The sequence below is a fragment of the Pseudomonas sp. NPDC089392 genome (assembly GCF_044749595.1).
Lineage (GTDB): Bacteria > Pseudomonadota > Gammaproteobacteria > Pseudomonadales > Pseudomonadaceae > Aquipseudomonas.
Genome location: NZ_JBIVIF010000012.1, coordinates 108,022 through 133,079 on the forward strand (window position 1 = coordinate 108,022; position 25,058 = coordinate 133,079).

At 62.4% G+C, this 25,058-nt stretch carries 22 protein-coding genes and 1 pseudogene; 17 read left to right on the forward strand and 6 right to left on the reverse strand.

What is annotated here, in order from left to right:
* Positions 1–161: 161 nt before the first annotated feature.
* Together argC and ACIP1G_RS13455 are read left to right on the forward strand one after the other, a co-directional pair.
* Entirely contained in the window at positions 162–1,103 is a 942-nt protein-coding gene (gene argC, locus ACIP1G_RS13450) for an N-acetyl-gamma-glutamyl-phosphate reductase (protein ID WP_400737624.1), read from the forward strand.
* An 80-nt stretch (positions 1,104–1,183) separates the two neighbouring features.
* Positions 1,184–1,870 carry a GNAT family N-acetyltransferase gene (locus ACIP1G_RS13455; protein WP_400737627.1) on the forward strand — a complete coding sequence of 229 codons (687 nt, stop codon included), beginning with the start codon at positions 1,184–1,186 and terminating at the stop codon, positions 1,868–1,870.
* Positions 1,871–1,986: 116 nt separating this feature from the next.
* On the opposite strand, the gene ACIP1G_RS13460 is transcribed toward ACIP1G_RS13455, so the two are convergent.
* Positions 1,987–2,526 carry an RrF2 family transcriptional regulator gene (locus tag ACIP1G_RS13460; protein ID WP_400737630.1) on the reverse strand — a complete coding sequence of 180 codons (540 nt, stop codon included), beginning with the start codon at positions 2,524–2,526 and terminating at the stop codon, positions 1,987–1,989.
* 185 nt (positions 2,527–2,711) lie between these two features.
* Here ACIP1G_RS13460 and ACIP1G_RS13465 point away from each other — a divergent pair, with 185 nt between their 5' ends.
* Both ACIP1G_RS13465 and ACIP1G_RS13470 read left to right on the forward strand, forming a co-directional pair.
* Positions 2,712–3,638: a LysR family transcriptional regulator gene (locus ACIP1G_RS13465; protein WP_400737633.1), complete on the forward strand. Its 927-nt coding sequence runs from the start codon at positions 2,712–2,714 to the stop codon at positions 3,636–3,638.
* A 236-nt stretch (positions 3,639–3,874) separates the two neighbouring features.
* Positions 3,875–5,101 carry an aromatic ring-hydroxylating dioxygenase subunit alpha gene (locus tag ACIP1G_RS13470; protein ID WP_400737636.1) on the forward strand — a complete coding sequence of 409 codons (1,227 nt, stop codon included), beginning with the start codon at positions 3,875–3,877 and terminating at the stop codon, positions 5,099–5,101.
* Between the two features lie 609 nt (positions 5,102–5,710).
* Here the strand turns inward: ACIP1G_RS13470 and ACIP1G_RS13475 are convergent.
* Both ACIP1G_RS13475 and ACIP1G_RS13480 read right to left on the reverse strand, forming a co-directional pair.
* Positions 5,711–7,035 (reverse strand): annotated as a pseudogene (locus ACIP1G_RS13475) (NAD(P)/FAD-dependent oxidoreductase).
* Between the two features lie 19 nt (positions 7,036–7,054).
* Positions 7,055–7,948, reverse strand: a complete 894-nt coding sequence (locus tag ACIP1G_RS13480; protein ID WP_400737638.1) for a dihydrodipicolinate synthase family protein — start codon at positions 7,946–7,948, stop codon at positions 7,055–7,057.
* Between the two features lie 284 nt (positions 7,949–8,232).
* Here ACIP1G_RS13480 and ACIP1G_RS13485 point away from each other — a divergent pair, with 284 nt between their 5' ends.
* Together ACIP1G_RS13485 and ACIP1G_RS13490 are read left to right on the forward strand one after the other, a co-directional pair.
* Positions 8,233–9,435: an NAD(P)/FAD-dependent oxidoreductase gene (locus ACIP1G_RS13485; RefSeq protein ID WP_400737640.1), complete on the forward strand. Its 1,203-nt coding sequence runs from the start codon at positions 8,233–8,235 to the stop codon at positions 9,433–9,435.
* Between the two features lie 234 nt (positions 9,436–9,669).
* Positions 9,670–11,295 (forward strand): methyl-accepting chemotaxis protein, encoded by a 1,626-nt coding sequence (locus tag ACIP1G_RS13490; RefSeq protein WP_400737642.1) that lies wholly within the window; start codon positions 9,670–9,672, stop codon positions 11,293–11,295.
* Positions 11,296–11,448: 153 nt separating this feature from the next.
* Here ACIP1G_RS13490 and ACIP1G_RS13495 read toward each other — a convergent pair whose 3' ends face one another.
* Positions 11,449–12,855 (reverse strand): purine-cytosine permease family protein, encoded by a 1,407-nt coding sequence (locus tag ACIP1G_RS13495; protein WP_400737644.1) that lies wholly within the window; start codon positions 12,853–12,855, stop codon positions 11,449–11,451.
* 316 nt (positions 12,856–13,171) lie between these two features.
* Here ACIP1G_RS13495 and ACIP1G_RS13500 point away from each other — a divergent pair, with 316 nt between their 5' ends.
* The 10 genes from ACIP1G_RS13500 to ACIP1G_RS13545 all read left to right on the forward strand — a co-directional run bounded on the left by ACIP1G_RS13500 (position 13,172) and on the right by ACIP1G_RS13545 (position 22,921).
* A complete protein-coding gene (locus tag ACIP1G_RS13500) occupies positions 13,172–13,657 on the forward strand; it encodes a flavin reductase family protein (RefSeq protein WP_400737646.1) in 486 nt (161 codons plus the stop codon).
* 75 nt (positions 13,658–13,732) lie between these two features.
* On the forward strand, positions 13,733–14,773 hold the full coding sequence (locus ACIP1G_RS13505; protein WP_172232850.1) for an LLM class flavin-dependent oxidoreductase: 1,041 nt from the start codon (positions 13,733–13,735) through the stop codon (positions 14,771–14,773).
* Positions 14,774–15,100: 327 nt separating this feature from the next.
* Positions 15,101–15,697, forward strand: coding sequence for an amino acid synthesis family protein (locus tag ACIP1G_RS13510; RefSeq protein WP_003256068.1), 597 nt, complete (start codon positions 15,101–15,103; stop codon positions 15,695–15,697).
* A gap of 68 nt (positions 15,698–15,765) precedes the next feature.
* Complete coding sequence (locus ACIP1G_RS13515) at positions 15,766–16,599, forward strand: alpha/beta fold hydrolase (protein ID WP_400737648.1); 834 nt, start codon at positions 15,766–15,768, stop codon at positions 16,597–16,599.
* Positions 16,596–18,077, forward strand: coding sequence for an aldehyde dehydrogenase (locus ACIP1G_RS13520; RefSeq protein ID WP_400737651.1), 1,482 nt, complete (start codon positions 16,596–16,598; stop codon positions 18,075–18,077). The genes ACIP1G_RS13515 and ACIP1G_RS13520 overlap by 4 nt, the downstream gene beginning before the upstream one ends.
* Before the next feature lie 13 nt (positions 18,078–18,090).
* Positions 18,091–18,576, forward strand: a complete 486-nt coding sequence (locus tag ACIP1G_RS13525; protein ID WP_056800868.1) for a flavin reductase family protein — start codon at positions 18,091–18,093, stop codon at positions 18,574–18,576.
* A 203-nt stretch (positions 18,577–18,779) separates the two neighbouring features.
* Positions 18,780–19,169, forward strand: coding sequence for a carboxymuconolactone decarboxylase family protein (locus tag ACIP1G_RS13530; RefSeq protein ID WP_016499260.1), 390 nt, complete (start codon positions 18,780–18,782; stop codon positions 19,167–19,169).
* Positions 19,170–19,258: 89 nt separating this feature from the next.
* The gene (locus tag ACIP1G_RS13535) at positions 19,259–20,011 is read left to right on the forward strand and encodes a GntR family transcriptional regulator (RefSeq protein ID WP_010954490.1); all 753 of its coding nucleotides are present in this window, start codon (positions 19,259–19,261) and stop codon (positions 20,009–20,011) included.
* 2 nt (positions 20,012–20,013) lie between these two features.
* Complete coding sequence (locus ACIP1G_RS13540) at positions 20,014–20,577, forward strand: NUDIX hydrolase (RefSeq protein ID WP_400737656.1); 564 nt, start codon at positions 20,014–20,016, stop codon at positions 20,575–20,577.
* A 178-nt stretch (positions 20,578–20,755) separates the two neighbouring features.
* On the forward strand, positions 20,756–22,921 hold the full coding sequence (locus tag ACIP1G_RS13545) for an ATP-binding protein (protein ID WP_400737659.1): 2,166 nt from the start codon (positions 20,756–20,758) through the stop codon (positions 22,919–22,921).
* 6 nt (positions 22,922–22,927) lie between these two features.
* On the opposite strand, the gene ACIP1G_RS13550 is transcribed toward ACIP1G_RS13545, so the two are convergent.
* Positions 22,928–23,560: a LysE family translocator gene (locus ACIP1G_RS13550; RefSeq protein WP_400737662.1), complete on the reverse strand. Its 633-nt coding sequence runs from the start codon at positions 23,558–23,560 to the stop codon at positions 22,928–22,930.
* A 66-nt stretch (positions 23,561–23,626) separates the two neighbouring features.
* A complete protein-coding gene (locus tag ACIP1G_RS13555; protein ID WP_400737665.1) occupies positions 23,627–24,241 on the reverse strand; it encodes a LysE family translocator in 615 nt (204 codons plus the stop codon).
* 111 nt (positions 24,242–24,352) lie between these two features.
* Here ACIP1G_RS13555 and ACIP1G_RS13560 point away from each other — a divergent pair, with 111 nt between their 5' ends.
* Complete coding sequence (locus ACIP1G_RS13560; RefSeq protein WP_015270735.1) at positions 24,353–24,805, forward strand: Lrp/AsnC family transcriptional regulator; 453 nt, start codon at positions 24,353–24,355, stop codon at positions 24,803–24,805.
* Positions 24,806–25,058: the final 253 nt, after the last annotated feature.

Consider the following 25,058-nt stretch of genomic DNA (forward strand, 5'->3'; position numbering starts at 1 on the left):
CAAAGTCGGCGCCGTCCCTGGTAGGAGCGGGTTTACCCGCGAAAGGGCCGGCACTAACGATCACATTCAGAAAATCTGAATAGCTAGATCATCATATTCAAATTTTCTTTACCAAAGCCACAAGCGAGCATAGGTCTCTTCTCCTCGACCGGACCCTGACCATGCACACCCCTGTTGTCTTCATCGACGGCGACCAAGGCACCACCGGCCTGCAAATTCACGCCCGCCTGCAAGGCCGCAGCGATCTGCGCCTGTTGACCCTGCCGGAAACCGAGCGCAAAGACCCGCAACGCCGCCGCGAAGCGATCAACAGCGCCGACATCGCCCTGCTGTGCCTGCCCGATGCCGCCGCCCGCGAGGCGGTGGCGGCGATCCACAACCCGCAGGTACGGGTGATTGACGCCAGCTCCGCGCACCGCACCACCCCGGGCTGGGTCTATGGCCTGCCGGAGCTGGACGAACAGCAAGCCGAACGCATCGCGCAGAGCAAGCGTGTCAGTAACCCCGGCTGTTACCCCACCGGCGCCATCGCCTTGCTGCGCCCGCTGGTCAAGGCAGGCCTGCTGCCTGCGGACTACCCACTGAACATCCACGCCATCTCTGGCTACTCCGGCGGTGGCCGCGCCGCCGTCGAGCGACATGAACAGCCTGGTGCCGGCAAAACCCCGGCCCTGCAGCTGTATGGCCTGGAACTGGCGCACAAGCACGTGCCGGAAATCCAGCAGCATGCCGGGCTGTCGGCACGCCCGATGTTCATGCCCGGCTACGGCGCCTACCGCCAAGGCATCGTACTGAGCATCCCCCTGCAATTACGCCTGCTGCCCGACCAGGTCAGCGCCGAACAGCTGCAGGCTTGCCTGGAACAGCACTACCAGGGCGCCCGTCACGTCCAGGTGATGCCCCTGCACCAGCACGGCGCAGCACCGAACCTCGACCCCGAAGCGTTGAACGACAGCAACGACCTGCGCCTGGCGCTGTACGCCAACCCCGAGCATGGCCAGGTACTGCTGACTGCGGTATTCGACAACCTCGGCAAAGGTGCCTCGGGCGCGGCGGTACAAAACCTCGACCTGATGCTCGGTGCATTACTGGGCCAAGGCTGATTCGGCAAAACCGGTTAGACTGTACAACCCGCGCCAGCAAGGCGCGGGCTGTATTCCCATTCGCCGGAGCCCACCCCCCGATGTTCATCCTGAGCCGCCTCGACAGCGTGCCGCCCGAATCTTTCCAGAACCAGATCCGCGAGCTGGTGATCCACCATGTCGGCGAACTGAGCAGTGTTGCCATTACCGCCGACAATCCGCTGTACCCGCTGTACCAGTACGGCGTCGGCATGGAGGTGCACCAGTACCTGCAAGCGCTGGACGGCACCCGCGGCCTGGCCGTGGCGCTGACCCTGGCGCTGGATGCCGAGGCACCGGACCAATTGCTGGGTTTTGCCCTGTCGCTGCCGGCCGATGACGATGAACAGGCCTGTGCGCTGGCCTTCCTAGCCGTACGTGCCAGCCATCGCCGCCAAGGCATCGCCCGCGCCTTGCTGGGTGACTTGCAGGTACGCCATGCCTGCGTGGAGCTCAATACCTTTGCCAACCAGGTGCCATGGTTCGAGGCGATGGGGATGCAGGTGGTGGCCGCCAACGGGCCGCAAGTGCTGATGAGCAGTACCGGGCAGGCTAGCGGCGCCTTGATCGGGCGGCTGGACATTGCGCCGATCTACCAAACGGCAGAAGTGATGCAGATTCACACCTACCTGCTCAACCAGCAGGGTGAGGATGCGATGATCGAAGCCGAGCAGATGCGTGACGAGCGGCTGGATGAGCTTACTGCTCAGGCGCTGGAGTGTGTGCGGCAGCGCAAGACCGTGCATTGATCCGGGGGCCTATTCGCGGGTAAACCCGCTCCCACAGGGACATCATGATCGTCAAGGTTTGTGGTGTACCTGTAGGAGCGGGCTTGCCCGCGAATAGGCCGGCACAGGCAACCGCTTCAAACCTGGCTGACCGGTATATCGCCGCCCCCTTTCCCTTCCCGCCGCTCGCCCATCCAGGTATTGACCTGCTGCCCGAACTCGGCCGGTGCCTTGCGCCCAAAGCGCATTGCCAGTTCCAGAACAGTCTGCTGCGCCAACGCCTCTTCCATACGCTTCTGCGCCCCCAGCATCACCGCATGGATCGCGCAGGTGCCCTCGGTCGCCCAGCCCGGCGGCGAACCGTCAAACAGGCTGCAGCGCTCGCGCACCTCGCGGCAGTCAAAGATCTTCTTCGGCCCGTCGATGGCATTGACGATATCCAGCACGGTGATTTCAGCCGCTGGCCGCGCCAGGCGGAAGCCGCCGCGCACGCCTTCGGTGGCCGCCACCAGCCCGGCGCGGGCCAGCTTGGTGAACACCTTGGCCAGGTATTCCTGCGGCACGCCCTGCAACTCCGCCAGGTCGCGCACGCTCGAATCACGCGTTTCACCACGCTCGTCCACCAGGAACAGCAGGCAATGGATGCCGTATTCGACGCCCGCACTGTAAAGCGACATATCAATCTCCGACCAACTTTGTCGTAAATTGTACGCCGATCATCCAATGCTGGCAAAACATGGCCTGACGGTGACAGCTACATAGCCCGGTTTTCTTGTGGTTAATCCCGCCAGCTCAAGATAATGCCTTTCCTGAAGTCGCGTAATACAATGAAAATAAACTCATTATTTCCTCAGAGTCACCTATGAACCCTGTATCCGAATTGACCTTCTTCACCCAGCTGGTGAGGGCAGGAAGCCTGGCGGCAACAGCGCGAGAAATGAACCTGACCCCACCTGCAGTCTCCAAGCGCCTGGCACAACTGGAGAAACGTCTGGGCGTGCGGCTTCTCAATCGCACCACCCGCAGCATCAGCCTTACCGCCGAGGGTGAAACCTACCTGGTCAATGCAAAGCGGATTCTTGGGGAAATTGATGAGATGGAGAGGCAGGTGTCGAGCAGCCGTGCCGCGCCCAAGGGGCTGCTGCGGGTGAACGCACCGCTCGGGTTCGGCCGCACCCATGTGGGCCCTGCGGTATCGTCTTTTGCGAAGCGCTACCCCGAGGTTGAGGTACAGCTTCATTTGACTGATCGCCCCATAAACCTGCCAGATGATGCGATCGATGTGGCGATTCGCTTCGGCGAACTGCCAGACTCCCGCCTTATCGCTCGCAAAATTGCGACCAACCGGCGTCGGCTTTGTGCAAGCCCAGGTTATCTGAGCACCTTCGGCAGGCCCGAAACACCGCGCGATCTGACCGCTCACAATTGCATCGTGTTACGACAGAATGACGCAGCATTTGGTATCTGGCGGCTGAGCCGCGGAAAGCAGTCCGAGTCGATCAAGGTTCACGGTAGCCTGAGCACCAATGATGGTGAGGTCGCCCTGAATTGGGCACTCGATGGCCATGGCATTCTCATGCGGGCGGAATGGAACCTCGCTGATCACCTGCGCTCCGGCCGGCTGGAGGAAGTGCTTGAGGACTACGAAACACCCCCTGCAGATATCTATGCCGTCTATCTCGAACGCTTGAACCTCTCCGCCAAGGTTTCGTTCTTCATTGATCACCTTCGGGAGTTCTTCCGTCACACCGCGGACCGGTCAGGGGACAGCCTGGACGCATGGCGTTGACGTCGTGAACAGAGCCCTTCAGGTGCCATGAGATTTGGTTATCACAGCGACTTACTAAAAGTTGATTCCGCTGCAACGGCCTGATCACTAGACTCGATTCAGGCAAAGAACCAACTCAAAAGCGATCAGTGACGGCTCAACCTCAACTTCGGGTTGTTCAATCGCTGGCGTATTTCCGTGCGCGCCAGGGCTGCTGCCTGTTGCCAAGCGTTGTTGTTTAAGGAGTAAAAATAAAAATGCAAACGTACACCGCTGGATTAGACCTGATCAAACAACGTAAGCCGCAACATGGGCTTCCTGGTGCAGCCTACATGGACCCGCTGCTTTATCAGCAGGACCTTGAGCACATTTGGTACAAAGAGTGGATCTTTGCCGGTCATACCTTTGAAATGGAAAAGCCGGGCGATTACCTGACCCTGCAGATTGGCGAGTATCCGGTGGTGGTGGTACGCGGTAAAGATGGAGCGGTGCGGGCCTTCCATAATGCCTGTCGCCACCGCGGTTCAAAAGTATGCACCGAGGCCAAAGGCAAAGTGGCCAAACTGGTGTGCCCGTACCATAAATGGACATTCGAACTGGACGGCAAGTTGCTGTATGCCGGCAACATGGGCACGGATTTCGACCCGACGAAACATAGCCTCATGCCGGTGCACTGCGAAGTGGTCCATAGCTACATCTATGTCTGCGTGGCCAAGGTGGCGCCAGACTTTGAAAAGTTCCGCAGTGCCGTTTCGCCTTTTATCGGCCCCCACTACCTCGAGGACTGCAAAGTCGCTTTCGAATCCAATCTGGTGGAAAAGGGCAACTGGAAACTGGTATTTGAAAACAACCGTGAATGCTACCACTGCGACGGTACCCACCCTGAACTGCTGTGCAGCTACACCGAGCTGGCCTCGGTACAGGGCGTGGGAAGCGCAGAGGACCCGGCATTCGCCGAATACTGCGATACCCTGGAGGCGGCGGGCCTGGCCAGTCGCCTGGTCATGGACCCTGGCGGCCAGTTCCGCATGACCCGCATCCCGCTCAACCCAGGGGCCAGCAGCTATACCATGGACGGCAAGCCAGCCGTGACCAAGCGCCTTGATCGCAGTGGCGTGGAAAACATTGGTGCGCTGCTGTACTTCAACTACCCCTCTACCTGGAACCACTTTCTCGGCGACCACGCCTTGAGCTTCCGTGTATTGCCGGTCGGGCCTGGCGAAACCGTGGTGACTACCAAATGGCTGGTGCCCAAGGATGCCCAGGAAGGGGTCGACTATGACATCGACCGGCTGACCAAAGTGTGGATTGCCACAAACGATCAGGACCGCCGGCTGGTCGAAGGCACGCAAATCGGTGTTACCTCCCCCGCCTACATTCCCGGGCCGTATTCGTCGCTCATCGAAAATGGCGTGAGCCAGTTTATCGACTGGTATTGCGAACTTATGACTCGGCGCCTTGCCGAGGCGGCATCGTTGGGCTGAGCTGCAACGCTGTTCTGACGGAGTTCGGCACCTGGCCGCCTTGTGTTTGCAGGGCTGGCCTCTTCGCGGGTAAACCCGCTCCTACAAGGGTTCACACTGCCCCTGTAGGAGCGGGTTTACCCGCGAAAGGGCCGGCACTGCCAATACAAGGCGGCCGTTGGATTTGCCCGCTCTGATAAGGCATCTCGGCTGCAAGGTGCTTGCCACAACATTTTCAGCGCCTTTGAGATCGAGCGCCGCCCGCGCGGCGCTTCGCGGCACAAGGCCGCTCCCACATCTGTTTCGGGCCAGTTCTTCCTGTGCCAGGTGGGTTGTAGCCTTGGTGCATGGCTGGAGATCGATGGATAGCAACTGTGTCCCCTTCGATATCAAATGGAACAAACAAGGCAAACAGCGGTGACCTCACAAGCGTGACTGGCCCGAAACAGACAGTGGGAGCGGCCTTGTGCCGCGAAGCGCCGCGCGGGCGGCGCTCGATCTGTGCATCACCTCAAATCCCAAGACATTCACGGCTTGCCCGCACTAACAGATCATATGCATGCCATACGGCAAAAGGGCCGCAAAGCGGCCCTGGTATTCAAACATCAATGCATTGATCGCCAGCCAGCGTCACTCATCCCCGGCCCGAAGCTCCTTGAGTTTCATGTTGGCCTTGGCACCAAGGGTCAGGAACGGCTGCGGCGGCAGCTGCTTGGGCTTGTCAAAGCCGGTGAAGATCTCCACCAGTTCGCTGCGCACACCCACTGCCTGGTCGGCTGCCGCGATCCCGGCAGCACTGGACTTGGACGCGCCAAGCCCGTTGCAACCACAGGCCGAGAACACACCGCTTGCCACCTCGCCAAACGCCGGCACGCTGTTCCAGGTCAGCGCCATCGGGCCTCCCCAGCGGTGCTCCATGCGCAGCCCTTTCAAAGTAGGGAAGCGCGTCGCGAACTTGCCGTCATGCACACGCCCGGCACTGTTCACCTGGCCGTCGCCAATGGTCAGGCTCGGGTTGTAGCTGTAGCGCCAGCGCACCAGGATGCGGTCACTGTCGCCATCGCTGATCCGCCGCACCGTGGTGCCCATCGGCAGTGCCGGTGTCGCTGCCCAGGTACGCTGCCCCGGCAGGCGTTTCGGGTCGAAACGCTCGCTCAACGAAGCGTAGGTGAACACGTGCAGCAGCTTGCCCTTGAAGAAGCCGAAGCTCTGTGCATGACCATTGTTGGCCAGAATGATCTTGCCGGCCGTGACCCCGCCCTTCGGCGTCTTGATCACCCAGCCCCCCCCACCTGCTTGAACGACAGCGCCGGCGTCTGTTCATACACCCGCACCGAGTCTTCCAGTGCATCGGCAAAACACCGCACATAGGCCGCTGGCTGGATCATCACCGTGCCTGGCATGAACATGCCCGAGGTATAAGCGGGGCTACCCGTAACCTCGCCGATCTGTCGCGTGTCGAGCAGCTGGTATCGTTCGCCGAGCGCATCCAGTTGCTTGCCGTAGGACAGGATATGCTCATCGCCCTGGGTACCCCGGGCAACGCTGAAGCGGCCACACGGGTCGAACACATCCTTGCCCCAGCCATGCGCCTCGGCCAGTTCACGCCCCATGTCGATGGCTGTGCGGTACATCTTGATGTCACGCTTGGCGCGCTCGAGCGAGCCCCCGCCCAAGCCTTCGGCAGACACCTCGTGTGGCAGGTCGATGATGAACCCGGAGTTACGCCCCGAGGCGCCCTCGCCAACGATGCCCGCCTCAAGCAGCACGACCTTGAGGGTGGGATCCCTGCGCACCAGCTGGCGGGCTGCGGACAAGCCGGCAAAACCCCCGCCGATGATCGCGACATCCGCCGTGACGGCGCTGTCCAGTGCAGCCTTGGCCAGCCGCGCGGGCAACATCTCGACCCAGCCAGAACTGCCATTGCTTTTCGGCAATTTCGAAGCGACGTACATGCTCAGTACTCCGCTGCGATCAGGATGCCGAAGCTTCAAGCTCAATCAGCGGTGCCAGCGCTTCACGCAGGGCGCCGTGCTTTGCTTCGGCCAGACGCGCCAACGGGCGGCGCGGATTACCCGCGTCAAAGCCCATCATCTGCGCACCCGCGTAAACCGACTGCACATAGTCACCTTGCCAGATCAGCGACATCACCGGGGCCAGGTTTTTCCAGATCTGCTGGACCTCAGCCCACTTGCCTTCGCTGGCAGCATTCACCAGTGCAACGCAGGTTTTCGGTGCCATGTTCGCGCCGCCCCAGATCAACCCCGCCGCACCGGCAAGCAGCGCGTAAGGCACCAGCGGGTCTGCACCGTTCATGGTCGGCAGGCCGGTACGCGACAGCGATGCCTGGGCCGCCAGGTCGCCGCTGCTGTCCTTGACCGAGACAAAGTTGGGGATTTCGCTCAGTTGCTTGAACAGCGCTGGCGTCACCTCGACGCCCACGGCCTGGGGCACGTTGTAGCCAATGATCGGCAGGCCGGCTTCAGACACGCTGGCATAGAAGTCGATGATGCCTTGGTCATCGGTCGGGCCTTCGAAGAATGGCGGCAGCACCATCACCCCATCGGCACCGCAATCCTTGGCGTGACGGGTGCGCTCGACCACTTCTTCGACCAGCAGTGCGGAGGTCTGGGCGATCACACGGGCGCGGCCGTTGATGACCTTGGCACCAAAGGCCACCAGTTCCTTGGACTCATCCTTGCTCAGGTACACATGCATCCCGGTTCCGGAGCTGAGCACAAAGCCATGCACACCCGCAGCTATGTAACGCTCGATCAGGCTCTCAAACCGCGCGTAGTCGATTTTGCCCTGTGCATCGAACGGGGTGGTGATGGCCAGGTTCACACCGGAAAACTTGAATGCAGACATTGGGTAACTCCTTATTGTTTTCGACTGGTCAGTCCAGCCAAAGCATTGAGCGCTCTGCTGCTCTGTACAAAAGCCTAAGGGCTTGCCTGGCTGGGTTACAGCGACATTTCCGGCGCAAATAACATGATTTTCGGTTATGGCCGCTCGGGTAACCCGACCGCTTGCGTTCGTCGCCGAGTGAGGTAAACGCTTGCCGAAATAAACTACGACCTATATAGTCGTAGTTATTCGAAGGCCAGCCAACCGGTCCTCGAAGCCCTCTTCAAACCTTGCGGAGCACCTTCATGAAATCGAACATCCTGATCATCGGTGCCGGCTTTGCCGGCGTCTGGAGCGCCCTGAGTGCTGCACGACTGCTCGACCAGGCGCAGCGCGCCGACCTCAGCATCAGCGTGCTGGCGCCGCAGCCTGAGCTGCGCATCCGCCCGCGCTTCTATGAGGCCGACGTGCACGGCATGAAGGCCCCGCTGGGCGACCTGTTCGAAGCCGTAGGCATTCATTTCATCCCGGGTAACGCCAGCAGCATCGACACCCAAGGGCGCAGCGTCAGCTACACAGACGCCCAGGGCCAGCCACAGCAAATCGGCTACGACCGTCTGATCCTCGCCGCAGGCAGCCAGGTCGCGCGCCCAGCAGTGCCAGGCTTGGCCGAACACACGTTCGATGTCGACCAGATGGAGTCGGCCATGCGCCTGGAGCAGCACCTGGTCGGCCTGGCCGCCCAGCCCGCTTCGCCTGCACGCAACACCGTGGTGGTTTGCGGCGGTGGCTTCACCGGCATCGAAACCGCGACTGAAATGCCGGCCCGCTTGCGTGCGATCCTGGGCGCCGATACCGCGTTGCGGGTGGTGGTGGTCGACCGCGGTGCACACGTGGGTGCGGCGCTGGGCGCAGGCATCACGCCATCGATCGTCGCCGCCTGTGAGCAGGCCGGGGTCGAGTGGCTGGCTGGGGCCTCGGTAGTGGCAGTCGATGCCGGTGGCGTCACCCTGGACAACGGCGACTACATCGCCAGCAACACCGTAATCTGGACTGTCGGCGTCAAGGCCAGCCCGCTGACCGCGCAGGTTGGCGGTGAGCGTGACAACTTCGGCCGGCTGAAAGTGGACAGCCACCTGAAAGTACTGGGCCAGGAGCATGTGTACGCCACCGGCGATACCGCCTGGGCTGCGGTAGACGACTTGGGCAACCACGCCCTGATGACCTGCCAGCACGCCATCCCCATGGGCCGCCACTCGGGCAACAACGCCGTCGCCGACCTGCTCGGCCTGCAGCCAGTGGTGTACCGCCAGCCCAAGTACGTCACCTGCCTGGACCTGGGCGACTGGGGCGCGGCATTCAGCGAAGGTTGGGAGCGCGAACTGAAGCTGCACGGCCAGGAAGGCAAAGACCTCAAGCGTCAGATCAATTCGGTGTGGATCTACCCACCAGCAGCTGACCGCGCCCAGGCACTGGCCGCTGCTGACCCGATGATCGCGATTGTCTGACGCCAGAGACACCCGACAAAACCGCCAATAATTGGCGGTTTTGTCAATCAGAGTCAGTGCATTGAATAGCTGTTCAAGAATGATAGCCATATGGCATCATCGAAACCAAAAAAGTATTCAAGAGGGTGAGGCAAACAACTAAATCCGCAGCGCATCAAGAGCCTGGCGCCCTACCGGTGACCCGGCCCTCCGCCGAGCTCCTGAGGCCTGCACGCCACCGTCAAGGAGCATTCCATGCAGTTAAGGAATTTGAAGATCGGCATTCGCGCTGCCAGCGTATTCGCCCTGTTGGGTATCCTGGTCCTGTTCATGGGCTTTCTCGCACTCTATGAAACCCGGCAGATGGACAAGGCCACGGATGAGATCCGGGTCACCTGGATGCCCGCCGTGGTGGCCCTCAGCGAAATCAGCAGCAACCTCGGCCGTGCCCGCGCCATCACCCTGCGTGCCGCGCTGGATGACAACCCCGTCGAGCGCACCCGCAACCTGCAAATGCTCGATGGTATCAAGGCCCAGCTCAAGGATGGCCTGAAAGCCTACAGTGACACCATCATCGCCGCCGATGATCGCGCCCTGTTCAACACCTTCAATGCCACGTACCAGCAATACCTCGACCTGCAGACCCAGGTGCTGCTGGATATCGGCGCCGGCCGCATGGATAACGCCGAGCGGCAGATCAGCGGCCCGCTTAGCCAACGCGCCGACAGCATGATGCGGGACATGGCAGCGCTGATCGCCTACAACGGCAAAGGCGCCGAACAGGCCTCGCAACGCAGCAGCGATGTGGCTGACGAAGCGTTCACGGTCATCATCGGCTCTTTGTTGGTGATCATGCTTGCCCTGGCTGCCATTGCCACCCTGCTCACTCGCAGTATCGTGCTACCGCTGGCCGATGCCGTGGCCGTGGCCGAACGCGTGGCGACCGGCGACCTGACCCAGGATATTCGTGTGTTCGGCCGCGATGAACCGGCGTTGCTGCTGCGTGCCCTGAGCCGCATGCAGGGCAGCCTGCGCGACACCATCCGCAAGATCTCCGCCTCCTCCGACCAGCTGGCCTCGGCCTCGGAAGAGTTGCACACCGTCACCGAAGACACCAGCCGCGGCCTGCACCAGCAAAGCGCGGAAATCGACCAGGCAGCCACCGCCGTCAACCAGATGACTGCGGCGGTCGAGGAAGTGGCAAACAACGCGGTCAGCACCGCCGATGCCTCGAAAGGCGCCGACCAGACCACCCGTGACGGCCGTGACCGGGTCAACCAGGCACTGGCGTCCATCCAGCACCTGGTGGCTGACGTGACCGGTACCTCGGCCGAGATCGAGCAACTGGCCAGCAATGCCAACGAGATCAGCCGCGTGCTGGATGTCATTGGCGCGATTGCCGGGCAGACCAACCTGCTGGCGTTGAACGCCGCCATCGAGGCCGCCCGCGCGGGCGAGGCAGGCCGTGGCTTTGCCGTGGTGGCCGACGAGGTACGCGCCCTCGCCCACCGCACCCAGCAGTCGACGGCAGAAATCGAGCAGATGATCACAGGCATCCAGAGCGGTACCGAGCGAGCAGTGACCGCGATGCACAGCAGCCAGGGCCGCGCTACCGGTACGCTGGAAGTTGCGCAAGGAGCCGGTCAGGCGTTGGAGGTGATTGCCGAGGCGATTGCGTCGATCAACCAGCGTAACCTGGTGATTGCCAGTGCCTCGGAGGAACAGGCACAGGTAGCGCGGGAGGTGGACCGGAACCTGGTGAATATTCGTGATCTGGCGATGCAGACATCGGCGGGGGCCAACCAGACCAGTGCGGCGGCGCAGGATCTTTCGCGCCTTGCCGTGGACCTGAATGGCATGGTGGCGCAGTTCAAGGTTTGATCTGAAATAGCCGGGGCTGCTTTGCAGCCCATCGCGACACAAGGCCGCTCCTACAGGGTCCGCGCAGCATTTGAAATCTGCGTGGTCCCTGTAGGAGCGGCCTTGTGTCGCGATGGGCCGCAAAGCGGCCCCTATTACTGCAACGACGCTCTATCAGTCATTAACACTCACAACCCGCCCCGCCTTCTCGGCAGCCTTGCCGCGAGTCGCCAGGCAGTAATACAGCGGCACCGTCACCAGCAAACCAAACAGCCACGACAGGTCGGCCCCTTCCACAAGGTTGGAGTACGGCCCCACATACAGCGACGTATTGGCAAACGGCAACTGCACCAGGATGCCGCAGGCATAGGCAATGATCGCGTGGTGGTTGAAGCGGCCATAGATACCGCCGTCTGCGCTGAAGATCGAAGCGATGTCGTACTGACCCTTCTTGATCAGGTAGAAGTCGATCAGGTTGATCGAAGCCCACGGCACCAGTACCAGCAGCAGCGCCAGGATCAGGCCGATGAAGTGGCCGATGAAGTCCGCCGAGGCGTTCAGCGCCACCATCCCGCAGCCCAGCAGAATCACCGAGGCCAAAATCACCCGCACCTTGATGCTGGGTGTCCACTCGGCCATGAAGGTCTGGATTGCAGTCACGATCGACAGCACCGCGCCATACAGGTTGAGGGCGTTGTGGCTGATGATGTTGAGCAGGAACAGCACCATCAGGATCGGGCCCAGCCAGCCGGTGGCCTGCTTGACCGCATCCATCGCGTCGGTACCTTCCGGCACGCACAGCACCGCCACCGCACCAAAGCTGAAGCACAGGATGGTGCCCAGGGTGGCGCCGAAGTAGGTAGCCCAGAACGGCTTGGCAATGCCCACTTCACGCGGCAGGTAGCGCGAGTAGTCGGAGGTGTATGGCGAGAAGCTGATCTGCCAGATCACACCCAGCGACACTGTGGCGATGAAGCCCGACAGGTTGAACGCGCCACGGCTGAAGAAGTCGGCCGGCAGGTCCTGGACGAACATCATGATGAAGCCGGTCAGCAGTGCCGAACCCATCACCCAGGTACCGATGCGGTTGAGGATATGGATGAAGCGGTAGCCAATCACGCCGATGGCTGTCGCACTCAAGGCACCGATCACGATCGCGCCTGGCATCGGCACGCTCGGGGCGATGCCGTGGATGGTCTTGCCCGCCAGGACGATGTTGGAAATGAAGAAGCCAACATAGATCAGCGCGGTGAAGAACACGATCAGCAAGGCGCCGTAACGACCGAACTGGCCCCGGCTCTGCACCATCTGCGGAATGCCCAGCTGCGGTCCCTGCGCAGAGGCCAGGGCGATGACCACGCCCCCGACAAGGTGGCCCAGCACGATGGCGATCAGCCCCCACAACAGGTTCAAGTGGAACACCTGGACCACCATGGCGCCGGTAACGATTGGCAGTGGCGCAATGTTGGTGCTGAACCATAGGGTGAACAGGTCGCGCGCCTTCCCGTGGCGCTCGGCAGATGGCACGTAATCGACCGTGTGATTCTCGACAAACTGGTTTTGCGATGACGGTTGGGACATAGGATTCAGCTCGAAAGGTCGTTTTTATCTTTGTAAGGAAACCGCGTCTAGGCGGCCTCTCAGCTGCGGACCATATTATGGTATTCCAAGTTTTTGACAACACTGATCCGCATTAAAAACCGGCCACTGATCCGCTCGCAAAACCCCTGCGACAATCCGCCTCACCGCTCAAGGCCACGGTTTACGTGGCGTTGAGCCGTTCATCGTGAAAAACCGGGCTTGAAAATTCCGCTTGCAAAATAGGTATTACGGTATACCATCAGACACATCAACGATAAAAACCGCGGACCACCGCTGCCCTTTAGAGGTACACCAGATGATCGACGCAACCGTCTACAAGAACGTCCTGGGCTCCTTCCCGTCCGGCGTTACCGTCATCACCACCCTGGACGACGACGGCTCGGTCGTCGGCCTGACCGCCAGCGCTTTCTCCTCCCTGTCGATGGAGCCGCCGCTGGTGCTGTTCTGCCCCAACTACACCTCCGACTCCTACCCTGTGCTGATCAAGCAGAAGCGCTTTGCCATTCACCTGCTCTCCGGTGAGCAGCAGGCCGAAGCCTACGCATTCGCCAAGAAGGGCAAGGACAAGGCCAGCGGTATCGAGTGGTCCCTGAGCGAACTGGGCAACCCGATCCTGGCCGGCGCCACCGCAGTTATCGAATGTGAGCTGTGGCGTGAATATGAAGGTGGCGACCACGCCATCATGGTCGGCAAGGTGCACAACCTGATCGTCCCTGAACAAGCGCCACGGCCGATGGTGTACTGCCGCGGCAAGATGGCCAGCCTGCCGGCCTTTGCCTGAAGCCTATTCTGAATCGAGACTACTGGCGCCTTCCCTGCCTGGCGCCAGCCCCTTTCAAGCGTTGAGGAAAGCCCCATGAAATTTTCGTTGTTCGTGCACATGGAACGTTGGGATGAACAGGTCAGCCACCGCCAGCTGTTCGAAGACCTGACCGAACTGACCCTGATGGCCGAAGACGGCGGTTTCAGCACCGTGTGGATTGGCGAACACCACGCCATGGAATACACCATTTCGCCAAGCCCGATGCCGTTGCTGGCCTACCTGGCCGCGCGCACCGAGAAGATCCGCCTGGGCGCCGGCACCATCATCGCGCCGTTCTGGAACCCGATCCGCGTGGCTGGCGAATGCGCCCTGCTCGACGTGATCAGCAACGGCCGCATGGAAGTGGGCCTGGCCCGTGGCGCCTACCAGTTCGAATTCGACCGCATGGCCAATGGCATGCCGGCCACCGACGGCGGCAAGGCGCTGCGCGAGATGGTGCCGGTGGTGCGCAAGCTGTGGGAAGGCGACTACGCCCATGACGGCGAAGTCTACAAGTTCCCTACCTCCACCAGCGTACCGAAGCCGTTCAACGCCACGCCGCCAATGTGGATCGCCGCCCGCGACCCGGACTCGCACAACTTCGCCGTGGCCAACGGCTGCAACGTCATGGTCACCCCGCTGATGAAGGGTGACGAAGAGGTGCTGGACCTGAAGAACAAGTTCCAGGCCGCCCTCGACAACAACCCGGATGTACCGCGCCCGCAACTGATGGTGCTGCGCCACACCCACGTGCACAGCCCGGCCGAGCCGGAAGGCTGGAAGGTCGGCGCCCAGGCCATCTCGCGCTTCTACCGCACCTTCGATGCCTGGTTCGGCAACAAGACCGTGCCGGTCAACGGCTTCCTTGAGCCAAGCCCGGAGTCGAAGTTTGCCGAAGTGCCGGCGTTCCAGCTGGAGAACATCCGCAAGAACACCATGATCGGTACCCCTGAAGAGATCATCGCGCGCATCAAGTACTACCAGGAACTGGGCGTCGACGAGTTCAGCTTCTGGTGTGACAACAGCCTGCCGCATGCCGAGAAGAAGAAGTCGCTCGAGCTGTTCATCAAGGAAGTGGTGCCGGCGTTCGCCTGAATTCCCATTGCCTGAATCATTGCGGGATACAGCCCGCTCCCGTGGGCCCCTGTGGCCCGCGTGAGCGGGCTTTTTTTTGAGTTTAAGTCACACGGCCTCTTCGCGGGTAAACCCGCTCCCACAGGTACAGCGCACAGTTTGAAATCTGTGATGGCCCTGTGGGAGCGGGTTTACCCGCGAAGAGGCCGGTACAGACAACAACAAAAACCCCGGTACAACGCACCTTTCGTCCCCTGGCAAGAGAAATTTTCCGACACCTCTTGCACAACAAATATTATGGTATACCATCAGACAACAAGAGCTGATAACCCTCACCAGGAGCCACCCATGAGTTTCGAAATCCGCAAGATCGTCACCTACTCCGAAGAGACCCGCATCGAAGGCGGCAAGGCCACCGACAAGCCGGTGACCATGGTCGGCCTGGCCGTCGTGATCAAGAACCCATGGGCCGGTCGCGGTTTCGTTGAAGATCTGAAGCCGGAAATCCGCGCCAACTGCTCGGAGCTGGGTGCCCTGATGGTCGAGCGCCTGACTGCCGCCATCGGCGGTGCCGACAAGATCGAGGCCTACGGTAAAGCCGCAGTGGTCGGCGCCGACGGCGAAATCGAACACGCCTCGGCGGTAATTCACACCCTGCGCTTCGGCAACCACTACCGCGAAGCCGTACAGGCCAAGAGCTACCTGAGCTTCACCAACAAGCGCGGCGGCCCAGGCACCTCGATCCAGATCCCGATGATGCAGAAGGACGACGAAGGCCTGCGTTCGCACTACATCACCCTGGAAATGCAGATCGAAGACGCCCCGCGTGCCGATGAAATCGTCGTGGTCCTGGGCGCAGCCGACGGCGGCCGCCTGCACCCGCGTATCGGCAACCGCTACATCGACCTGGAAGAACTGGCTGCCGAAAAAGCCAACGCTCAATAACAACAACCAAGACGGGCCGGGGCGTGGCGTGCTTACCCGCCGCGCCCGACCTTCAAGGAGCGCCCTCCATGATTCAGCCTGTCGCTGAACGCACACCTGCCGGCACCAGCTACCTGTCCGTCGGCCAGGGCCAACCTGTGGTACTGATCCACGGCGTGGGCCTGAACAAGGAAATGTGGGGCGGTCAGTTCGTTGGCCTGGCCAACGACTACCGCGTCATCGCCTACGACATGCTCGGCCACGGCCAAAGCCGCGTACCTGCTGCCGACACGCCGCTGGAAGGCTATGCCGACCAGCTCGCCGAACTGCTCGACCACCTGCAAATTCAACAAGCGACCGTGATCGGCTTTTCCATGGGCGGCCTGGTCGCACGTGCTTTCGCCCTCAATTACCCACAGCGCCTGGCTGCATTGGTAGTGCTCAACAGCGTGTTCAACCGCACTGCCGAGCAGAGTGCCGGCGTTATCGCCCGCGCCGCCCAGGCTGCGGAACTGGGCCCCGACGCCAACGTCGACGCCGCCCTCGACCGCTGGTTCAGCCGTGAATACAAGGCTGCCAACCCGGCGCAGGTCGCCGCCATTCGCCAGGTGCTGGCGAGCAACGACCCGCAGGGCTACCACACCACTTATTCGCTGTTCGCCACCCAGGACATGTACCGCGCCGGCGACCTGGGCAGCATCCAGGTACCCACGCTGATCGCCACCGGCGAACTCGACTCGGGCTCTACCCCGGCCATGACCCGCCAGCTCGCCGCCAGCATTCCTGGTGCGCACAGTGTGGTCCTCGCCGAGCAACGGCATATGATGCCGGTAGAAGCACCGCGTGAAGTCAACAAGATGCTGCTGGACTTCCTGACGCAAGCCCGCACCCTCACCGAATCCGCCAAGGGGATTGTTGCATGACCCTCGTTCGTTTCCAGATGTGCATCGACGGCCAATGGCGCGATGCGCAGAGCGGCAAGACCTTCGACAGCCTCAACCCGGCCACCGCCCAAGCCTGGGCGCAACTGCCCGACGCCGACGAAGCCGATGTCGAGCTGGCCGTGCAGGCCGCCCAGCGTGCCTTCGACAGCAAGGAATGGCGCAGCATCACCGCCACCGCGCGCGGCAAGCTGCTGCGTCGCCTGGGCGATCTGATTGCCGAAAACAAGGAACACCTGGCCCAGCTGGAAAGCCGTGACAACGGCAAGCTGATCCGCGAAACCCGCGGCCAGGTCGGCTACCTGCCAGAGTTCTTCCACTACACCGCAGGCCTGGCCGACAAAATCGAAGGTGGCACCCTGCCGCTGGACAAGCCCGACCTGTTCGCCTACACCGTGCACGAGCCGATCGGCGTGGTCGCCGGGATCATCCCGTGGAACAGCCCGCTGTACCTCACCGCGATCAAGTTGGCCCCAGCCCTGGCCGCCGGCAACACCATCGTGCTCAAGCCTTCCGAGCACGCTTCGGCGACCATCCTCGAGCTGGCGCGCCTGGCCCTTGAAGCCGGCTTCCCGGCTGGCGTGGTCAACGTGGTCACCGGTTACGGCCCAAGCACCGGCGCGGCGCTGACCCGCCACCCGCTGGTGCGCAAGATCGCCTTCACCGGCGGCGCCGCCACCGCCCGCCACGTGGTGCGCAGCAGTGCCGAGAACTTCGCCAAGCTGTCGCTGGAGCTGGGCGGCAAGTCGCCGAACATCATCTTCGCCGATGCCGACCTGGACAGCGCCATCAACGGCGCCGTGGCCGGCATCTATGCCGCCTCCGGGCAAAGCTGCGTGGCCGGCTCGCGCCTGCTGGTGCAGGACGAGATTTTCGACGAGTTCGTCGAACGCCTGATCGCCCGTGCCAAGCGCATCCGCATCGGTAACCCGCAGGACGACGCCAGCGAAATGGGCCCGATGGCCACCGCACAACAACTGGCCGTGGTCGAAGGCCTGGTGGCCGCGGCCAAGGCCGAAGGCGCCAAGCTGCACATGGGCGGCAAGCGTGCCGAGGTGGACGGTGACGGCTGGTTCTACGAGCCGACCCTGTTCGAGTGCGACAGCAACTCGATGACCATCATGCAGGAAGAAGTGTTCGGCCCGGTCGCCGCGGTGATCCGCTTCAAGACCGAGGAAGAAGCCCTGGAAATGGCCAACGACTCGCAGTTCGGCCTGGCCGCCGGCATCTGGACCCGCGACCTGGGCCGTGCCCACCGCCTGGCCCGCGACGTGCGCTCCGGGATCATCTGGGTCAACACTTACCGAGCGGTGTCGGCCATGGCGCCGATCGGCGGTTTCAAGAACAGCGGCTACGGCCGTGAGAGCGGCATCGATTCGGTGCTGGCCTATACCGAGCTGAAGACCGTGTGGATCAACCTGTCCACCGCGCCGATGCCCGACCCGTTTGTGATGCGCTAAGAGGTAGCACGAGATGATCGAACCCGGCATCTACAAAGACGTGATGGGCTCCTTCCCGTCCGGCGTCACGGTAGTCACCACCCTGGACGCCGACGGCGGCATCGTCGGCATCACCGCCAGCGCGTTCAGCGCGCTGTCGATCGAGCCGGCGCTGGTGCTGTTCTGCCCCAACTACGCTTCCGACACCTACCCGATCCTGCGTGACAGCAAGCGCTTCGCGATTCACCTGCTGTCCGCCGACCAGACCGCCGAGGCCTATGCCTTCGCCGGCAAGGGCAAGGACAAGGCCAAAGGCGTCGAGTGGCACCTGAGCGAGCTGGGCAACCCGCTGCTGGCCAAGGCCACGGCGATCATCGAGTGTGAACTGTGGCGCGAATACGACGGCGGTGACCACGCGATCATCGTCGGCGCAGTGCAGAACCTGGTGCTGCCGGCCGAGCCGGTGACACCGATGGTGTATCACAAAGGCAAGCTGGGCGCCCTGCCGCCTCTGGGCTGACCTTGAGACCGCCGGGGCTGCTTTGCAGCCCATCGCGACACAAGGCCGCTCCTACACAGAGCGACGCCGTCCTGTAGGAGCGGCCTTGTGTCGCGATCGGGCCGCACAGCGGCCCCAAAAATCTCAGCAACACCCCATTTTTGGGGGCCGCGCTATCGTCTCACCCTCGGTTGCGGCCCCTGTTTTATTCCGGAGTACTGCGCATGAGCAATGAAAAGTACGAGAAAGGCCTGCAGATCCGCACCCAGGTGCTGGGCGAGGACTACGTCAACCGCTCGATCCAGAACGCCGACGAGTTCACCAAGCCGTTGCAGGAACTGGTCACCGAATACTGCTGGGGCCACGTCTGGGGCCGCGAAGGCCTCTCGCTCAAAGAGCGCAGCATGATAAACTTGGCAATGATTTCCGCGCTCAACCGGCCCCACGAGCTCAAGCTGCACATACGCGGCGCATTGCGTAATGGCCTGAGCCGTGAGCAGATTCGCGAGATCCTGCTCCAGGTCGGCATTTATTGCGGCGTGCCAGCGGCGGTGGACAGCTTCCGCCTGGCCCGCGAAGCGTTCGCTGAAGCCGATGCGGAGTCAACCCGTTAACACCGGGCTGTTCGAACCCACGCAAGGAGCACCCAGGTTCGTGGTGCTGTTGCGGTTGCGGCCGGGCAGCCTCTTTTAGAGCGCACTTGATGAAACGCCAGCCACTCGACGACAGCTTCAAGGTCAACCGCAACCCCGTTACCCTGCGCGAAATCGTGCTCGACAAGCTGCGCACCGCGATCATGAACTTCCACCTGCTGCCAGGCGACCGCCTGGTCGAGCGCGACCTCTGCGACCGCCTCGGCGTCAGCCGCACTTCGGTGCGTGAAGCCCTGCGCCACCTGGAGTCCGAAGGCCTGGTGGAATTCGCCGACGCCAAAGGCCCGCGCGTGGCCATCATCACCCTGGAAGACGCCCGCGACATCTACGAGCTGCGCTGCGTGCTCGAAGGCCTGATCGTGCAGTTGTTCACCCTCAACGCCAAGGCCAAGGACATCCGTGCCCTGGAGCGCGCGCTGGAGGTCAACCGCGAAGCCCTTGAAGAGGGCGAGTTGCAACAGGTGCTGGATTCGGTACAAGGTTTCTACGATGTGCTGCTGGAAGGCTCCGGCAACCAGGTGGCGGCCCAGCAGCTGCGCCAGTTGCAGGCGCGCATCAGCTACCTGCGTGCCACTTCGGTGTCGCAAGAGAACCGCCGCGGCGCCAGCAACCGCGAAATGGAAAAGATCGTCGAGGCTATCAAAGGTGGCGACCCGCTGGTGGCCCACCAGGCCTCGGTCGACCACGTCCGCGCCGCCGCCAAGGTGGCCCTGGACTACCTGCGCCAGAAGCAGGACGACAACGCCAAGGTGCGCGACATTGTCGAGCCCCTGGCCCTGAAGGAACCCCGTATAGGCCGCTGATCATGCCCAACGCCCCGCGCTACTGCCCGCACTGCACCACGGAACTGGCCCGGGGCGTTCCCACAGGCGACACCCACGAACGCCTGCACTGCACCGGCTGCGGCTATATCCACTACATCAACCCGAAGATCATCGCCGGCTGCATCATCGAGCGCGATGGCAAGTATTTATTGTGCCAGCGTGCCATCCCGCCACGCCCCGGCACCTGGACCCTGCCGGCTGGTTTCATGGAAGCCGGCGAGACCACCGAGCAGGCAGCCTTGCGCGAGGTCTGGGAAGAAAGCGGCGTGCGCGCCGACATCGTCTCGCCCTACTCGATCTTCAGCGTGCCGAAAATCAGCGAGGTGTACATCATCTTCCGCGCCATCGCCACCGAAGAAACCGGGCAGTACGGCGCGGAGACCCTGGCGTACAAGTTCTTCGAACCGGATGAGATCCCCTGGGATGAAATCTACTACCCGGCGATCCGGCAGATTCTCGAGCGCTACATCCTCGAGCGCCAGGCCGGGGTTTATGGCATCTACATGGGCAATGACGACACCGGCAAGGTGCATTTCATGCGTTAGCGTGTGGGGCCTATCGCCGGCAAGCCAGCTCCCACAGGATCAATACAGGCCTCAGCTGCTGTGGAGTACCTGTGGCGGCTTGCCGGCGATGAGGCAGGTACAGCCACTACAAACCCCTCGCCAAGCGGCTATTCTCGGTGCACCCTAAAGGCCTTGAGCAAAAGGACCGGCAGAGCACATGTCTAAATGGCTAGATGGCGGCGGGCTGATGGCCGAGCGCATTCGCAACCACGACTGGGCTGCCACACCCCTGGGGCCGCTTGGCCAATGGCCTGAAACACTCAGGACCAGCGTCGCCCTGTGCCTGGACTCGCGTTTTCCCCAGGCCGTGCTCTGGGGGCCGCAGCTGATCACCCTGCACAACGACGCCTTCGCCCAGATCCTCGGTGACAAACCGCTGGCCTTGGGCAGCCCCTTCAGTGTGGTATGGCAAGAAGCCTGGCACGAGATTGGGGGAATGGCCGAGCGGGCACTCGCTGGCGAGGCGGTGTTCATCGAGGACTTCCCCCTGCTGATCGACCGCTGCGGCAGCCCGGAAAAGGCCTACTTCACGTTCTGCTACAGCCCCATCCGCGATAAGGATGGCAGTGTGCTGGGGATGCTCGATACGGTCACCGAAACCACCGCCAGCGTGGTCACCAACCAGCGCCTGAAATTTCTCGACAACCTGGGACGCGCCGTGGCCAATGCCACCGACCCGGACCACATCATGGCAATCACCACGCGCATGCTGGTGGAGCACCTGGGGCTTTCGAGTTGCGCCTATGCCGTTATGGAAGCGGACGAAGACGGCTTCACCATCTGCGGCGATTGGGTAGCACCGGGCTCTCCGCGCCTGGTGGGGCAGTACCGCCTGGCCGATTTCGGCCGCCTGGCTGTCAGCCGCCTGCGCGCCGGCCTGCCCTTGGTGATCAATGACAACCTGCGGGAACTGGCCGCCGATGAGGCGGCCACCTTCCAGGCCATCGGCATCACCGCCACCGTCTGCATGCCGCTGATCAAGAACGGACGGCTGACGGCACTGATGGCCACTCACGACCGCGAGCCTCGTACCTGGACGCTCTACGAGCAAGCACTGATCAGCGAAGTCACCGAACGCTCCTGGGCGCACATCCAGCGCATCCAGGCCCACGCCGAAGTGCGCGAGGCGATGGCCGCTTTGGAAGCGCTCAACGCCACCCTGGAACACCGGGTCGAAGAGCGTACCGCACAGCTGCTGCACACCGAGGCCGTGCTGCGCCAGACGCAAAAGCTCGAAGCCATCGGCCAGCTGACCGGCGGCGTGGCCCACGACTTCAACAATCTGCTGACCATCATCCGCTCGTCGCTGCACTTCCTGCAGCGCCCCAACCTCGACGAAAAGCGCCGTGAGCGCTACCTCAAGACCATGTCCGACACCGTCGACCGGGGCGCCAAGCTGACCGGCCAGCTGCTCGCCTTCGCCCGCCGCCAGGCACTCAGCCCGCAAGTGTTCGAAGCCGGGCCACGGCTGGAGGCGATGGCCGACATGCTCGACACGGCCACCGGCGCACGCATCCTCGTCGAGCTGCAGCTGCCGGCATCGCCCTGCCATATCCGCGCCGACCTCAGCCAGCTGGAAACCGCGGTGATCAACCTGATGCTCAATGGCCGCGACGCCATGGCCGGTGAAGGCACCCTGCGCCTGCGCCTGCAGGCCGATCAGCACATGCCCGGCCACGACGGGCTATTCGCCGCCATTTCGGTGAGTGACAGCGGGGTCGGCATCGCCCCCGAGTTGCTGGAGCGCATCTTCGATCCGTTCTTCACCACCAAGGCGCCGGGTGAAGGCACCGGGCTGGGCTTGTCCCAGGTATTTGGCTTTGCCAAGCAGTCCGATGGCGACGTCAAGGTCGATAGCGTCCAGGGCCAGGGCACCCGTTTCACCTTGTACCTGCCACAAGAGCCGGCAACGGCCAGCGACGCACCTGCCAGCGGCCAGCACAACGGGCCTCAACCCAGTGGCGAGCGGCGGCGCATCCTGGTGGTCGAGGACAACCACGATGTGGGCAGCTTTACCGCGCAGATCCTTGAAGATCACGGCTACCAGATCAGCTGGGCCAGCTCGGCCGAAGATGCCCTGGTGCAGTTCAACAACGCGCCCGAAAACTTTGATGCCGTGTTTTCCGATGTGGTCATGCCAGGCATGGGCGGCTTGGCACTGGCCAGGCAGTTGCGCCGCCAGCGGCCGCAATTGCCGGTTATCCTCACCTCCGGCTACAGCGAAGCGATTGCCGACGACGGGCACCAAGGGTTTGCCTTCCTGGCCAAACCTTACTCGGCAGAACAGGTGTGCCAGCTGCTCGGCAAAGTGCTAGGCGCGTAAAGCCGCTCAACGGCGCCCTTCAGCCAGCATGCGCACGGCCAACCCCGCCAGCACCGTGCCCATCAGCCAGCGCTGAACCTGCTGCCACAGCGGCCGACGAGCGAGGAACACGGCAATGGAGCCCGCCATGACCGCGATCAGCGCATTGACCGAAACGCTGATGGCGATCTGCGTCGAGCCCAGTACCAGCGACTGCAACAGCACGCTGCCATGCCCCGGCTCGATGAACTGCGGCATCAGCGACAGGTACATGACGGCAATCTTGGGGTTGAGCAGGCTGGTGGCAAAGCCCATGGTGAACAGCCGCCGCGGGCTGTCGGCAGGCAGGTCTCGCACCTGGAAGGGCGAGCGGCCACCGGGGCGCAGCGCCTGCCAGGCCAGGTACAACAGGTACAGCGCGCCACCGATGCGCAACGCGTCATAGGCAAAGGGCACAGCCATTACCAGCGCGGTGATGCCCAATGCAGCGCAGAGCATATAGATGACAAAGCCCAGGGCCACACCGCCAAGGGAAATCAACCCGGCCTTGCGGCCCTGGCAGATCGAGCGGGAGATGAGGTAGATCATGTTCGGCCCTGGGGTCAGGACCATGCCCAGGCAGATCAGGGCAAAGGTAAGCAGTTGGGTTGTATCGGGCATGGGGCACATCCTGGTTGTGCGCTGGAATGCGGCGAGTGTATCCGAAGCTGTTGGTAACCGCTGAAGTCAGTTGATCTGTCCGGCTATCAAACCCAGGGCCACAGTAATCATCGCCACCCCCGACACCCGCCCGACCAGCTTTGCCGCCCCTGGCCGGGTGCTCAGCACAGCCTTGGCGCCAAAGCCGACCAGTGAGTAGATCACCAGCGAGCTGCACAGGTGCACCAGCCCCAGCAGCAAAATCTGCAACGGCACCGGCCAGCTCGACTGTGGGTCAGTGAATTGCGGCAGCAGGGCCAGGAACAGCAGGAATACCTTGGGGTTCAGCCCACTCACGCAAAAACCTTTCAATGCCCAGCGCGAGCCCGACTCCCCGGCCCCGCCCTGCCCAGCCGAAGGCAATGCCGGGCTCAGCAACAGGTTACCGCCCAGCCACAGCAGGTAGCTGCACCCTGCCAAGGTCAGCAAGGTCAACGCCAACGGGTGGCCCGCCAGCAGGCTGCCGACCCCGGCCGCCACCACCAGGGTGGCGAGGAAATGCCCCGACAACATCCCCGCCACTGCGGGCATTACCCAACGCCCGCGCATGCCCGCCGAGATGGCGTAGGCCCAGTCTGCGCCCGGGGTAATCACGAACAGCATCGACACGGCCCAGAACGCCGTCAGCACACTGATAGCCATTTGAATCTTCCTTATCTACTGCCTTGGGATGAGGAAAGATTACGGATTCCGCCCGGGGATTTTCTTTCGTATATTCCCCCTCAGCATTTATTTACTGGAAGATTCTTCCCCATGGACAGAACTGATCGAAAAATCCTTGCCGAGCTGCAAAAAGACGGTCGGCTGTCGGTAACCGAGCTGGCCGACCGCGTAGGGCTCAGCCTGTCGCCCTGCCATCGGCGTCTCAAGGCACTGGAAGAATCCGGGGCGATTCTGGGCTATCACGCCCGTCTGGCGCCGAGCGCGCTGGGGCTGAATTTTGCTGCGCTGGTGTTCGTGACCCTGCGCGAGGTCACCCGTCAGCCGGTGGCAGACTTTGAAGCGGCCTTGGCCGAGATACCGCAGATAGTCGAGGCACAGCGGCTGTTCGGTGACCCTGACTACCTGCTGCACGTGGTGGCCAAGGACCTGCCGGCGTTCCAGAAGCTGTATGACGAGCAACTGACCAGCATTCCCAATGTGAAGCGCCTGAGCTCGACTTTGGTGATGAAAGAGGTGATTCAGGATCGGTTGTTGCCGATGTAGCTGTTTTCTCCTGTGCCGGCCTATTCGCGGGTAAACCCGCTCCCACAGGGCCCCCACATACCTCAAGGCATGTGCCATACCTGTGGGAGCGGGTTTACCCGCGAAGACGCCGGCACAGGCAACCATTCAGCTGCCCTGAAAATGCGCACGACGCACCACCAAAGTACACCGTTTCCCGCCCACACAAGGCCCAACCCCTCTACCCCAAGCCCTCCAGCCAACTGGCACCCTCCTTGCTCCCATCACCCGCTTA